This window comes from Pigmentiphaga sp. NML030171, assembly GCF_002188635.1.
Taxonomy (GTDB): domain Bacteria; phylum Pseudomonadota; class Gammaproteobacteria; order Burkholderiales; family Burkholderiaceae_B; genus Pigmentiphaga; species Pigmentiphaga daeguensis.
The window spans coordinates 70,135-83,378 of sequence record NZ_NINX01000029.1 but is presented as its reverse complement, the minus strand read 5'-3'; the positions used below and the strand labels follow the sequence as shown (position 1 = coordinate 83,378).

At 64.8% G+C, this 13,244-nt stretch carries 16 protein-coding genes; 12 read left to right on the top strand and 4 right to left on the bottom strand.

Features of this window, described 5'->3' with window-relative positions; genetic code table 11:
• Positions 1-10: 10 nt before the first annotated feature.
• The 4 genes from CDO46_RS09645 to CDO46_RS09630 all read right to left on the bottom strand — a co-directional run bounded on the left by CDO46_RS09645 (position 11) and on the right by CDO46_RS09630 (position 3,745).
• A complete protein-coding gene (locus CDO46_RS09645) occupies positions 11-826 on the bottom strand; it encodes a TauD/TfdA family dioxygenase (protein WP_087838330.1) in 816 nt (271 codons plus the stop codon).
• A gap of 22 nt (positions 827-848) precedes the next feature.
• On the bottom strand, positions 849-1,856 hold the full coding sequence (locus CDO46_RS09640; RefSeq protein ID WP_087838329.1) for an ABC transporter substrate-binding protein: 1,008 nt from the start codon (positions 1,854-1,856) through the stop codon (positions 849-851).
• A 41-nt stretch (positions 1,857-1,897) separates the two neighbouring features.
• Complete coding sequence (locus CDO46_RS09635) at positions 1,898-2,941, bottom strand: aromatic ring-hydroxylating dioxygenase subunit alpha (protein WP_176400693.1); 1,044 nt, start codon at positions 2,939-2,941, stop codon at positions 1,898-1,900.
• A gap of 117 nt (positions 2,942-3,058) precedes the next feature.
• The gene (locus tag CDO46_RS09630; protein ID WP_087838489.1) at positions 3,059-3,745 is read right to left on the bottom strand and encodes a TetR/AcrR family transcriptional regulator; all 687 of its coding nucleotides are present in this window, start codon (positions 3,743-3,745) and stop codon (positions 3,059-3,061) included.
• A gap of 430 nt (positions 3,746-4,175) precedes the next feature.
• Between CDO46_RS09630 and rpsL the strand changes: the two genes are divergently transcribed.
• From rpsL to rpsC, 12 genes are all read left to right on the top strand, one after another.
• On the top strand, positions 4,176-4,553 hold the full coding sequence (rpsL, locus tag CDO46_RS09625; protein WP_087838327.1) for a 30S ribosomal protein S12: 378 nt from the start codon (positions 4,176-4,178) through the stop codon (positions 4,551-4,553).
• 152 nt (positions 4,554-4,705) lie between these two features.
• Positions 4,706-5,176 (top strand): 30S ribosomal protein S7, encoded by a 471-nt coding sequence (gene rpsG / locus CDO46_RS09620; RefSeq protein WP_087838326.1) that lies wholly within the window; start codon positions 4,706-4,708, stop codon positions 5,174-5,176.
• A gap of 78 nt (positions 5,177-5,254) precedes the next feature.
• On the top strand, positions 5,255-7,357 hold the full coding sequence (fusA, locus tag CDO46_RS09615) for an elongation factor G (RefSeq protein ID WP_087838325.1): 2,103 nt from the start codon (positions 5,255-5,257) through the stop codon (positions 7,355-7,357).
• Between the two features lie 55 nt (positions 7,358-7,412).
• Positions 7,413-8,603: an elongation factor Tu gene (gene tuf, locus CDO46_RS09610; RefSeq protein WP_087838324.1), complete on the top strand. Its 1,191-nt coding sequence runs from the start codon at positions 7,413-7,415 to the stop codon at positions 8,601-8,603.
• A 139-nt stretch (positions 8,604-8,742) separates the two neighbouring features.
• Positions 8,743-9,054 (top strand): 30S ribosomal protein S10, encoded by a 312-nt coding sequence (gene rpsJ / locus CDO46_RS09605; protein WP_087779994.1) that lies wholly within the window; start codon positions 8,743-8,745, stop codon positions 9,052-9,054.
• A gap of 258 nt (positions 9,055-9,312) precedes the next feature.
• Positions 9,313-10,005 carry a 50S ribosomal protein L3 gene (rplC, locus tag CDO46_RS09600; RefSeq protein WP_087838323.1) on the top strand — a complete coding sequence of 231 codons (693 nt, stop codon included), beginning with the start codon at positions 9,313-9,315 and terminating at the stop codon, positions 10,003-10,005.
• Between the two features lie 2 nt (positions 10,006-10,007).
• Complete coding sequence (gene rplD, locus CDO46_RS09595) at positions 10,008-10,631, top strand: 50S ribosomal protein L4 (protein WP_087838322.1); 624 nt, start codon at positions 10,008-10,010, stop codon at positions 10,629-10,631.
• Complete coding sequence (rplW, locus tag CDO46_RS09590; RefSeq protein ID WP_087779997.1) at positions 10,628-10,927, top strand: 50S ribosomal protein L23; 300 nt, start codon at positions 10,628-10,630, stop codon at positions 10,925-10,927. Before rplD ends, rplW begins: the two co-directional genes overlap by 4 nt.
• A complete protein-coding gene (gene rplB, locus CDO46_RS09585; RefSeq protein ID WP_087838321.1) occupies positions 10,928-11,755 on the top strand; it encodes a 50S ribosomal protein L2 in 828 nt (275 codons plus the stop codon). It begins immediately after the preceding gene.
• Positions 11,756-11,767: 12 nt separating this feature from the next.
• On the top strand, positions 11,768-12,043 hold the full coding sequence (rpsS, locus tag CDO46_RS09580; RefSeq protein ID WP_087838320.1) for a 30S ribosomal protein S19: 276 nt from the start codon (positions 11,768-11,770) through the stop codon (positions 12,041-12,043).
• Between the two features lie 5 nt (positions 12,044-12,048).
• Positions 12,049-12,378 (top strand): 50S ribosomal protein L22, encoded by a 330-nt coding sequence (gene rplV, locus CDO46_RS09575; RefSeq protein ID WP_087838319.1) that lies wholly within the window; start codon positions 12,049-12,051, stop codon positions 12,376-12,378.
• A 9-nt stretch (positions 12,379-12,387) separates the two neighbouring features.
• Complete coding sequence (rpsC, locus tag CDO46_RS09570) at positions 12,388-13,242, top strand: 30S ribosomal protein S3 (RefSeq protein WP_087838318.1); 855 nt, start codon at positions 12,388-12,390, stop codon at positions 13,240-13,242.
• Positions 13,243-13,244: the final 2 nt, after the last annotated feature.

Sequence of the window (13,244 nt, the reverse complement as noted above, 5' to 3'; positions counted from 1 at the left end):
CCGCGGGATGCTAGCGGATGGACACGCGGTGCATGGTCCGCGGCGAGGGGTAGTAGTCGTTGATCGCATAGTGCTGGGTGGCCAGGTTGTCCCACACGGCCACCGAGCCCTTGCGCCAGTTGAACCGCACCTGCCATTCCGGCACGCGGGCCAGGCCGGCCAGGAAGGACAGCATGTGCGCGCCGTCGTCGTGCCCCATCTGGTTGATTCGCGTCGTGTACAGGCTGTTGACGAAAACCACGCGCTTGCCCGTGGCGGGATGGGGCAGGAAGACGGGCTGGTCCACAGGGGGGTAGCGGCGGCGCATGGCGTGGTACTTCTCGTCGCCGTCGGGCTGGCGCTTGAGGTTGTTCACCAGGGCGGGAGCTTCCCAATGGTGGACGGCGGTCATGCCGGCCAGGTAGCGCCGCAGTCCTTCGTCCAGGGAATCGTGCGCGGCCGTCATGCTGGCCCACATGGTGTCTCCGCCCACCTCGAGCACCTCGACCGCATACAGGCAGGCGGCCACCGGCGGGCGAGGCTGCCAGGTCAGATCGGCGTGCCAGATATCGGTGCCGGTCTCCTTGCCGCGGGTGACGAGCATTTCCACGTAGGGATTGGCGGGGTGCGACGGAAAGGTCGATGACACCGGTTCGACGTCGCCGAACACCTGCGAGAAGAACACCTGGGCATCGGGCGAGAGACGCTGCTCGCGGAAGAAGATGACCTGGCGCTCGGCCAGGAGGGCGCGCAGCCGGTCGGCATGGCGGGTGACCTGGGTCGCGTCGGCAAGGTCTATGTCCAGCACTTCCGAACCTATGGCCGGCGTAAGGGGGCGGATCAGCATGATGTCTCCGGACGATGCGGCGCTAGGGCGCCTTGCCGACGAAGCGGTCGGTATAGAAGTCTTCCAGCGGTGCGCGCCTGGCCAGCAAGCCTTCCTTGACATAGAAGTCCTGCAGCCGCTGCAGCAGGGCGGGGTCCATCTTGCCGGGCACGGCCTGCCCGGGATAGACGTCGCGGGCATAGGCGCCGATGATCTGCGCGACATAGTCGCGCTTGTCCTGGTAGGCGGGTACGGCGGCGACGAAGTCGTCCACGGCGGCGGCGGGGTCCTGCATGATCTCGCGCATGGCGCGCAGGGTGGCGCCGACCACTTTCTCGACCAGGTCGGGCCGGGTGCGTATCGTTTCGTCCGAGGCCACGATGGCCTGGGGAAGGCCGGGGAATACCTGGTCGCCGTAGAACACGCGCACCTTGGCGCCCGCGTTGACCGCCGCCAGGGCCCAGTCGGGCGTGGCGACCATGGCGTCGGCCTCGCGGGTGGCGAACAGTTTCCAGACGCCGGTCGGGCCGGCGGCCTGGATGTTCACGGCCTTCTTGTCCACGCCATAGTGCTTGAGCATGCCCAGGAAGCTGTAATAGATCGAGTCGGTATACGAGCCGACCGTGACCGTCTTGCCGCGCAGGTCCGCCGGCGTCTTGATGCGGGCGTCGTCGTCGTGGACCACGACCTGCATCAGGGAGTGGCCGCCCAGCACGGCCACCACCTTGATGGGAATGCCGTTGGGCCGCAGAAACAGCGGCGCGTCGCCCACCGAGCTGCCGGCCAGCGCGATGCCCGCGCCCACCTGCTTGGCCACCTGGACCCCGCCGCCGTTGGCCGCCATCAGGTTGACCTTCAGGCCCCGGTCCCGGTAGTAGCCGCGGGCCTGCGCCAATATCCAGGGAGCGAACCCGGGCAGGGTGGGGGGAGCGGGCGTCAGCACCGTGATCTCTTCGGGCGTGGCCGCTGCCTGGGCGCCGGTCCCGGCCAGCGCCCAGCAACAGGCCAGTGCCCCGGCGGCGCGCAGCATCGATGAGCGAGGACGAAGCATGACGGGTACTCCTTCACATGGTTACCAGGGGTGGCGCGGCGCTACCGGATGCCTGCCGGCTGGGCGCCGCGTTCGGCTTCGATCAGACGCGCGAGAATCCGGCGCGCCTTGACCGGCGCCAGGTCGGGAGCAAGGTAGACGGGATGCAGCGACGCCATGTCGGCGCCCGGCCCGAGGTTGTCCTGCTGCGCTTCGATCATCGGCTCGTCTTCCAGCATGAAGGCGCGCTCGGTGGTCGCCTGTATCCAGCCAGTCAGTTCGTCGTCGTCCGGGGAGTGGCTGCGCGTCGCCGCCCAGAAGTAGTGTGTCCGGGTGCCGCTTTCCGGTGTCGGCAGATGCAGGAACGACAAGGTCACTCCGTCGCCGGGGTCGGCGCCGGTCTCGGTGGCGCCGACGTCCAGGAACAGGGTGCAGGGAGGGTGCCAGCGTATGCACGACCGCGCGTCGCCGATGGCATCGGGCCTGCCCCAGCACCGGCCCAGCAGCGGGCTCACGGTGCAGCCCGGTTTCCAGCGATTCGCGTGCACCACGCCGTCCGCCTCGATGACTTCGTGGCGGGTGTTGCCGATGGCGCCGCCGCTGGCAAAGGCGGGGTGCAGGTACTCGACGTGGCTGAGGTCCAGCAGGTTGTCGATGACGAGCTGGTAATGCGCGTCGATGCGCAGGTAGCCCCATTGGGTCCGATATCCCGGACGCGGGTCGAACGGGGAAAGGTCCGGCAGCAACGCGGCGTCGGCGAGCGCCGGATCGCCCGGCCACAGCCAGATGAAGCCGTAGCGCGATGCGAGAGGATAGGCGCGTATGTCGGCATGGGCGGGGATCCGGGGGCCGTGCGGGTTGTGCACGCAACGGCCGCCGGGGTCATAGCGCAGGCCGTGGTAGCCGCACTGCAGTTCGTCGCCGAGCAGGGTGCCCCGGGACAGCGGCGCGAAGCGGTGCGCGCAGCGATCCTGCAGGGCGACGGGGTTGCCGTCCAGGCTGCGGAACAGCACGACGGGCGTGTCCAGGAGCATCCGGCGCAGGGGCGTCCGGGTGATTTCGGCCTCGGCCGCGGCGGCATACCAGGCATTGCGCAGATATTCCAAGGCTGTCTCCCCGGGCATGCATCGCTTCGGCCCGGCAATAATTACCATAAGTGGTAATTAAAGTCAGGATAAGACGGCCGGGAGGGCGCGTCAACGCCGGACCGGACAGGGGAATCCCTAGGTGGGCGAGGGGAGGCGTCCGCCGCCGTCCGGCCGGATCTGGTCCTCCAGCATGCGGGCGACGAAGTCGACGTAGGCGTCTATCATCGTCTCGGCCTGGGGGCCGGTGCCGAACAACGTCTCGATGAGCGGCTGCGCCGTCGAGACGAAGGCCGGCACGCCTATCAATATTAGATGCACGAAGCGCGGATCGACGGCGGGCGGCACGCCCTCCGGAAAGAGCATGGCGGTGATCTCCAGCCCCCGCGCGGTCACGCGCTGGATGGGGGTGGGCGCGCCGGCCTCGTTCCCGGTCCTGGGCGCATGGTAGATCTCGGCCAGCGCCAGCCGCTCGAAATGGGGATGCTGCCGCATGAACTCGAGACGCAGCGTCAGGCGCGCCTTGAGTTGCTCCCGCAGGGAGCCCGGCTGCCGCAGCGCCCGCTCCATGCGGTCCTGCAGCTGGCGCATCAGGAATTCGGTCACCTCGTGCAGCAAACCCCGCAGATCGCCGAAGTAGTAGCGCACCAGCGCCCGGTTCACGCCCGCTTCGGCGGCGATCTCGAGGATGGTGAGTTCTTCCGGGGTGCGGCGCCCGAGCAGGTCCACGGTGCAGTCGATGATACGATCCCGGCCTACCGACTGGCTGTCGACCGGCCGGCCGGCGCCGCGCGGAGCGGGGGCGTCTTTCTTGGTTCGAGGCATGGAGCGGGCCGGCTGCTGGTGGCGACGCGCCATTCTAGTCGGCCCGCCGGTGTGCCCGCCACGGTACGCCCGAGCGGATCTGTCGTTGACAGTCTCGCGCCGTGCACGCTATTATGGCAAGCTCTCTGGAGTCGGCTCGCCCGGGCCGCGCGTTCTTTGATGTGCAGAATTGCAATATCCGGCTGGTACAAATTGCCCGGATGTCCCGCAAACACTGCCTTTCTCAAGAGCCGCGTCGCGGCGTTCCTCCCCCAGCAGGTTTTCATGCCGCACGATCGTGCGGCCCGTGCATGTTCCTCTTCCGGTTCGCCCCGGTTGCGGCTTCCTGCTCGGGGCCGCGCTGCCGGATGGCTTGTTGTAGATGTCTGGGCCTTGTGACGTAGGCCCCAGACCTAACCAAAAGACCCCAAAAGGTTACGGAAGAGGGCTTATGCCAACTATCAGCCAACTCGTGCGCAAGCCGCGCGAATCCAGCCACGCCAAGAGCAAGTCGCCCGCTCTTGAATGCAGCCCGCAGCGTCGCGGCGTCTGCACCCGTGTCTACACCACGACCCCCAAGAAGCCGAACTCGGCTCTGCGTAAGGTTGCGAAGGTGCGCCTGACCAACGGTTACGAAGTCATTTCGTACATCGGCGGCGAAGGCCACAACCTGCAGGAGCACTCGGTGGTTCTGGTGCGTGGCGGCCGGGTGAAGGATCTCCCGGGTGTGCGCTACCACATCGTCCGCGGCTCGCTGGACCTGCAAGGCGTGAAGGATCGCAAGCAGGCCCGCTCGAAGTACGGCGCCAAGCGCCCCAAGAAGGCCTGATCCCCAGGTCTCGCAGCTTTACCCGTTGCGTCGCCGCATCCTGGATTGCAGGAGCGGCACGAGTAAGGGGCCCGTCGGGGCGCAAGCCCAACGTGACAGGCCACGGCCGCAGGCGAAACCCCGCGGTTCAACTGAAGACATAGGAAGTAGAAATGCCTCGTCGTCGCGAAGTACCCAAGCGTGAAATCCTGCCCGATCCCAAGTTCGGCAGCGTTGAACTCGCCAAATTCATGAACGTCGTCATGCTCTCCGGCAAGAAGGCCGTCGCAGAGCGGATCGTTTACGGCGCCCTCGAACAAATCCAGACCAAGACCGGCAAGGACCCCATCGAGGTGTTCGGTCAGGCGATCGGCAACGTCAAGCCCATCGTCGAGGTCAAGAGCCGCCGGGTTGGCGGCGCCAACTACCAAGTGCCGGTTGAAGTGCGCCCCGTGCGCCGCCTGGCCTTGGCCATGCGTTGGGTTCGCGAGGCCGCCAAGAAGCGTGGCGAGAAGTCCATGGACCTGCGCCTGGCCGGCGAGCTGATGGATGCGTCCGAGGGCCGCGGCGGCGCGGTCAAGAAGCGCGACGACACGCACAAGATGGCCGAGGCCAACAAGGCATTCAGCCACTTCCGCTGGTAAGCAGCACTCTTCGTTTCTCAAATGGCCCGCGGCCGATCGCCGCGGGCCAACCAGTCCAGTCACCAAGGAAATCCGATCATGGCCCGCAAGACCCCGATCGAGCGCTACCGCAACATCGGCATCTCTGCGCACATCGACGCAGGGAAGACCACCACCACCGAACGTATCCTGTTCTATACGGGCGTCAACCACAAGCTCGGCGAAGTGCACGACGGCGCCGCCACGATGGACTGGATGGAGCAGGAGCAGGAACGCGGCATCACGATCACCTCGGCTGCCACCACCTGCTTCTGGAAGGGCATGGCGGGCAACTATCCCGAGCATCGCTTCAACATCATCGACACCCCGGGGCACGTGGACTTCACGATTGAAGTCGAGCGCTCCATGCGCGTGCTGGACGGCGCCTGCATGGTGTATTGCGCCGTGGGCGGCGTGCAGCCCCAGTCGGAAACCGTCTGGCGCCAGGCCAACAAGTACGGCGTGCCCCGTCTCGCGTTCGTCAACAAGATGGACCGTACCGGCGCGAACTTCTTCAAGGTCTACGAGCAGATGCGTCTGCGCCTGAAGGCCAACCCGATCCCGCTGCAAGTGCCGATCGGCGCCGAGGATTCGTTCAAGGGCGTGGTCGACCTGGTCAAGATGAAGGCCATCCTGTGGGATGACGCCAGCCAGGGCACCAAGTTCGAATACGGCGACATCCCCGCCGAGCTGGTCGACACCTGCAACGAATGGCACGAGAAGCTGGTCGAGGCGGCCGCCGAGTCGTCCGAAGAGCTGATGAACAAGTATCTGGAATCCGGCGAACTGTCGGAAGCCGAGATCAAGTCCGCCATCCGCCAGCGCACCATCGCCGGCGAGATCCAGCCCATGCTGTGCGGCACCGCCTTCAAGAACAAGGGCGTGCAGGCCATGCTGGACGCGGTCATCGACTACCTGCCTTCGCCGATCGACATCCCCCCGGTCGACGGCACCGACGAGAACGACCAGCCCGTGGTCCGCAAGGCCGACGACAAGGAAAAGTTCTCGGCGCTGGCGTTCAAGCTGATGACGGACCCGTTCGTCGGCCAACTGACCTTCATCCGCGTGTACTCGGGCGTGCTGGCTTCCGGCGACACCGTCTACAACGCGATCAAGGGCAAGAAAGAGCGCGTCGGCCGTATCCTGCAGATGCACGCCAACCAGCGTGAGGAAATCAAGGAAGTTCTGGCGGGCGACATCGCCGCGGCCGTGGGCCTGAAGGACGTCACGACCGGCGAAACGCTGTGCGATCCGGAATCGATCGTCACGCTGGAAAAGATGGAGTTCCCCGAGCCCGTGATCGCGCAGGCCGTCGAACCCAAGACCAAGGCCGACCAGGAGAAGATGGGCATCGCCCTGAACCGCCTGGCCGCCGAGGATCCGTCGTTCCGCGTGCGTACCGACGAAGAGTCGGGCCAGACCATCATTTCGGGCATGGGCGAGCTCCACCTGGAAATCCTGGTCGACCGCATGAAGCGCGAATTCGGCGTGGAAGCCAACGTGGGCAAGCCCCAGGTGGCCTACCGCGAAACCATCCGCAAGACCTGCGAAGAGTCCGAAGGCAAGTTCGTCAAGCAGTCGGGCGGCCGCGGCCAGTACGGTCACGTGGTGCTGAAGGTCGAGCCCCAGGAAGCCGGCAAGGGCTTCGAGTTCGTCGACGCCATCAAGGGCGGCGTGGTGCCCCGTGAATTCATTCCGGCCGTGGAAAAGGGTTGTATCGACACCCTGCAGGCTGGCGTGATGGCCGGCTACCCGGTGGTGGACGTCAAGGTGACGCTGTTCTTCGGTTCGTACCACGACGTGGACTCGAACGAAAACGCGTTCAAGATGGCCGCCTCGATGGCCTTCAAGGAAGGCATGCGCAAGGCCAACCCTGTGCTGCTCGAGCCCATGATGGCCGTGGAAGTCGAGACGCCGGAAGACTACGCCGGTACCGTGATGGGCGACCTGTCCTCGCGGCGCGGCATGGTCCAGGGCATGGACGACATGGTCGGCGGCGGCAAGATCATCAAGGCCGAGGTTCCCCTGGCCGAGATGTTCGGTTATTCCACCGCGCTGCGTTCCGCGACCCAGGGTCGCGCGACGTACACGATGGAGTTCAAGCACTACGCGGAAGCGCCGAAGAACGTCGCCGACGCAATCATCAGCGCCCGCGCCAAGTAATTGGCGACAGGCAAGTAATCGTTAAATCTCCAGGCAAACTGCAGGAAGAGAGAACATGGCAAAAGGCAAGTTTGAGCGTACCAAGCCGCACGTGAACGTGGGCACGATCGGTCACGTTGACCACGGCAAGACGACGCTGACGGCGGCGATCACGACGGTGCTGTCGAAGCAGTTCGGCGGCGAGGCCAAGGCGTACGACCAGATCGACGCGGCGCCGGAAGAGAAGGCGCGTGGGATCACGATCAACACGGCGCACGTGGAATACGAGACGGAGACCCGTCACTACGCGCACGTTGACTGCCCGGGTCACGCGGACTACGTGAAGAACATGATCACGGGCGCGGCGCAGATGGACGGCGCGATCCTGGTGGTGTCGGCCGCTGACGGCCCGATGCCGCAGACGCGCGAGCACATCCTGCTGTCGCGGCAGGTTGGCGTGCCGTACATCATCGTGTTCCTGAACAAGGCGGACCTGGTTGACGACGCCGAGCTGCTGGAGCTGGTGGAAATGGAAGTCCGGGAGCTGCTGTCGAAGTACGACTTCCCGGGCGACGATACGCCGATCGTGAAGGGCTCGGCCCGCATGGCGCTGGAAGGCGACAAGGGCGAGCTGGGCGAGCAGGCGATCCTGCAACTGGCGGCGGCGCTGGACTCGTACATCCCGACGCCCGAGCGTGCGGTCGACGGAGCGTTCCTGATGCCGGTGGAAGACGTGTTCTCGATCTCGGGTCGTGGCACGGTGGTGACGGGGCGTATCGAGCGTGGCGTGATCAAGGTCGGCGAGGAAATCGAGATCGTCGGTATCAAGGACACGGTCAAGACGACGTGCACGGGCGTGGAAATGTTCCGCAAGCTGCTGGACCAGGGCCAGGCCGGTGACAACGTGGGTATTCTGCTGCGCGGCACCAAGCGTGAAGACGTCGAGCGTGGCCAGGTTCTGGCCAAGCCGGGTTCGATCACGCCGCACACGGAGTTCTCGGCCGAGGTGTACGTGCTGTCGAAGGAAGAGGGCGGCCGTCATACGCCGTTCTTCAACGGCTATCGTCCCCAGTTCTACTTCCGTACGACGGACGTGACGGGCACGATCGAGCTGCCCAAGGACAAGGAGATGGTGCTGCCGGGCGACAACGTGTCGATCACGGTCAAGCTGCTGGCGCCGATCGCCATGGAAGAAGGCCTGCGCTTCGCCATCCGTGAAGGCGGTCGTACCGTCGGCGCCGGCGTCGTCGCCAAAATTATTGCTTGATTTTAAGGGTCTCCCTTAAAAAAACGGCCCCACCCAGGACGCCGCGGATCCGGCTCTGCCGGTCCGCCAGCGTCGCCCCCCCTGGGGGGCGCGCGTAAGCGCGTAGGGGGGGTCCAACCTCGCTCTTTAGGACAGTTTCATGAAAAAGCAGAAGATTCGCATCCGCCTCAAGGCGTTCGATTACAAGCTCATCGACCAGTCGGCCGCTGAGATCGTCGAAACCGCCAAGCGCACGGGTGCCGTGGTTCGTGGTCCGGTTCCCCTGCCGACCCGTATCCGCCGCTACGATCTGCTGCGTTCGCCGCACGTCAACAAGACGTCGCGCGACCAGTTCGAGATCCGCACCCATCAGCGCCTGATGGACATCGTGGATCCCACCGACAAGACCGTGGACGCGCTGATGCGCCTGGACCTGCCGGCTGGCGTGGATGTGGAAATCGCTTTGCAGTGACGTGGTATTTGCGCCCGGGGCTTGAAAAGGCCGCCGGGCGCAGGCTATACTAGCCGGCTAGCCCGTGGGTGAGCCCATGGGCTTTTGGCACGTATTTTTGGCACGTATTGATCCGGCGGGGTTTCCCCGGCATTTTTCCCGGGTCGTGCCGCCAGCAATCACTATCGCATCAATGTAGGCGCAGCGCCCTTGGCGTTGCTGTCCGGTGCCGCACTTCGGTGCGACGCCATTTTTAGCCCCGGCCAATCGTAGTCGGGAATGGAGAAAACGATGTCGACCCAATCGACGGCCTCCACGCCAGCCGCATTCCGGCTCGGCCTGGTGGGTCGCAAGGTTGGCATGACCCGCATTTTCACGGACGATGGCGAGTCCATCCCCGTGACCGTGCTGGACGTGTCGAACAACCGTGTGACCCAGGTCAAATCCCCGCAAACGGACGGTTACGCCGCCGTTCAGGTCACGTTCGGTACGCGCCGTGCTTCGCGCGTCACCAAGCCTCTTACCGGCCATTTCGCGAAAGCGGGTGCCGAAGCGGGCAGCGTGCTCAAAGAATTCCGCCTTGATCCGGCCAAAGCGGCCGAGTTCGCTCCGGGCGCAGTCATCACCGTGGAATCCGTCTTCACGGTCGGCCAGAAGGTCGACGTGACGGGCACGACCATCGGTAAGGGCTTCTCGGGCGCGATCAAGCGTCACAACTTCTCGTCGAACCGCGCTTCGCACGGTAACTCGGTGTCGCACAACTCGGCCGGCTCCATCGGTATGGCGCAGGATCCGGGCCGCGTGTTCCCGGGCAAGAAGATGGCCGGCCACTATGGCGACGTCACCCGCACCGTGCAGAACCTCGACGTGATCCGCGTGGACGCCGAGCGCGGCCTGCTGCTGGTCCGTGGCGCCGTCCCGGGCCATGCCGGCGCGAACATCGTCGTTCGTCCCGCTGTGAAAGGAGCCTGAACATGGCAGATCTCAAGCTCCTGAATGACCAGGGCCAGGTCGCTGCGACCGTCAGCGCCCCCGATACGGTCTTCGGCCGCGAATTCAACGAAGCGCTGGTGCACCAGGTCGTTGTCGCCTACCAGGCCAACGCCCGCAGCGGCAACCGCGCCCAGAAGGACCGCACGGAAGTCAAGCACTCCACCAAGAAGCCCTGGCGCCAGAAGGGTACCGGCCGCGCTCGCGCCGGTATGACCTCGTCGCCGCTGTGGCGTGGGGGTGGTCGCATTTTCCCGAATTCGCCTGAAGAGAACTTCAGCCAGAAAGTGAACAAGAAGATGTACCGCGCCGGTGTGCGGTCGATTCTGTCGCAACTGGCCCGCGAAGACCGGATCGCGATCGTCGAGAACTTCGTGGTCGATTCGCCCAAGACCAAGGTGGCCGCCGACAAGCTCAAGAGCCTGGGCTTGAACTCGGTCCTCATCATTACCGATACGGTTGACGAAAACCTCTATCTGGCCACGCGCAACCTGCCGCACGTGGCGGTGGTCGAGTCCCGTTATGCCGATCCGCTGTCGCTGATCCACTACAACAAAGTGTTGATCACCAAGCCCGCGATCGCTCAGCTCGAGGAGATGCTGGGATGAGCAACGACCGTCTGCTCCAGGTTCTGCTGGCTCCGATCGTCTCTGAAAAGAGCACGTTCATCGCCGACAAGAACCAGCAAGTGGCTTTCCGCGTCCTGCAAGACGCCACCAAGCCGGAAATCAAGGCTGCCGTCGAACTGCTCTTCAAGGTGCAGGTCGAGTCCGTGCAGGTTCTCAATACCAAGGGCAAAGTCAAGCGCTTTGGCCGCTTCATCGGTCGCCGCCGCAACGAGCGCAAGGCGTACGTGTCGCTGAAGCCGGGTCAGGAAATCGACTTTGCGCAGGAGGTGAAGTAAATGCCCCTCGTCAAGCTGAAGCCGACTTCCGCCGGTCGCCGCGCGATGGTGAAGGTGGTTCACCCCCACCTGCACAAAGGTCGCCCGCTCGACAGTCTGCTTGAAAAGCAGATGCAGAATGCCGGCCGCAACAACAACGGCCATATCACCACGCGTCATCGCGGCGGTGGTCACAAGCAACATTATCGTGTGGTCGATTTCAAGCGCACCAAGGACGGCATCCCGGCCAAGGTCGAGCGCATCGAATACGACCCCAACCGTACGGCGCACATCGCTCTGTTGTGCTATGCCGACGGCGAACGTCGCTACATCATCGCCCCGCGCGGTCTTGAAGTCGGCGCCACGCTGGTGTCCGGTAGCGAAGCGCCCATCCGCGCTGGCAATGCCCTGCCGATCCGCAACATCCCGGTCGGTAGCACCATCCACTGCGTGGAAATGATCCCCGGCAAGGGCGCCCAGATGGTGCGTTCGGCAGGCGGATCGGCCGTGCTGCTGGCTCGTGAAGGTACCTATGCCCAGGTTCGCCTGCGTTCGGGCGAAGTCCGCAAGGTGCACATCGAGTGCCGTGCGACCATCGGCGAAGTCAGCAACGAAGAGCATGGCCTGCGCCAGATCGGCAAGGCCGGTGCCACTCGTTGGCGCGGCATTCGCCCCACCGTTCGCGGTGTTGCCATGAACCCGATCGACCACCCGCACGGTGGTGGTGAAGGCCGTACTGGCGAAGCCCGTGAGCCGGTCAGCCCCTGGGGCACTCCGTCCAAGGGTTTCAAGACCCGCCGCAACAAGCGGACGAACAATATGATCGTCCAGCGGCGCAAGAAGAAGTAAGCGAGGCGAGCCATGTCACGTTCGATTAAAAAAGGCCCGTTTGTCGACCTGCACCTTCTGAAGAAGGTTGAGTCGGCCACGGCCGGCAAAGACAAGCGCCCGATCAAGACCTGGTCGCGTCGTTCCACGATCCTGCCCGAGTTCATCGGTCTGACGATCGCGGTTCACAATGGTCGCCAGCATGTTCCCGTGTATGTCAACGAGAACATGGTCGGTCACAAACTCGGCGAGTTCGCGCTGACCCGTACGTTCAAGGGTCACGCTGCGGACAAGAAGGCCAAGAGGTAAGCGCGATGGAAACCACTGCGATTGTTCGTGGCGTACGCGTGTCGGCCCAGAAGGCCCGTCTGGTCGCGGATATGATCCGCGGCAAGTCGGTGGCCCAGGCCATCAACATTCTTACGTTCACGCCCAAGAAGTCCGCCGGCATCATCAAGAAGGCGGTCGAATCCGCCATCGCGAATGCCGAGCACAACGACGGTGCCGACATCGACGAACTGAAGGTGAAAACCATCTACGTCGACAAGGGTGCGTCGCTCAAGCGTTTCGACGCCCGCGCCAAAGGCCGCGGCGTCAAGATCGAGAAGCAGACTTGCCACATCGTGGTCAAGGTCGGCAGCTAAGGAGCCACGATGGGACAGAAAATTCACCCGACCGGGTTCCGTCTCTCGGTCAGCCGTAACTGGTCCTCCCGCTGGTACGCCAGCGGTAGCGCCTACGCCGGCATGCTGGCGGAAGACATCAAGGTCCGCGAGTACCTGAAGAAGAAGCTGAAAGGCGCTTCCGTGGGTCGCGTGGTCATCGAGCGTCCTGCCAAGAACGCGCGCGTCACGGTCTACTCGGCTCGTCCGGGCGTCGTGATCGGCAAGAAGGGCGAGGACATCGAGATCCTGAAGGCCGATCTGCAGCGTCTGATGGGCGTGCCCGTGCACGTCAACATCGAAGAGATCCGCAAGCCGGAAATCGACGCCCAGCTGATCGCCGACTCGATCGCCCAGCAGCTCGAAAAGCGCATCATGTTCCGCCGGGCGATGAAGCGCGCCATGCAGAACGCCATGCGCCTGGGTGCCCAGGGCATCAAGATCATGAGCGCCGGTCGCCTGAACGGCATCGAGATCGCCCGTACCGAATGGTACCGCGAAGGCCGTGTGCCGCTGCACACCCTGCGCGCCAACATCGACTACGGCACGTCCGAAGCCGGTACGACCTATGGTCTGATCGGCATCAAGGTGTGGGTCTACAAGGGCGACACGCTGGGCTCGGCCGAGCTGGCCGCCGCCCCTGAAGCAACCAAGGACGAAGAGCGCAAGCCGCGCCGCGGCCCGCGTAACGACCGTCCGGGCAACCGCCCCGGCGCTGGTCGTGGTCGCGGCGGCCGCCGGCCCGAAGGCGAGGCAGCTGCTGCTGCCGCGCCCGAGGGTGGTGCCCGGCGTGCGCCGCGCAAGCCGGCTGCTGACGCGGCCGCGCCTGCCAAAGACGGAGAATAAGC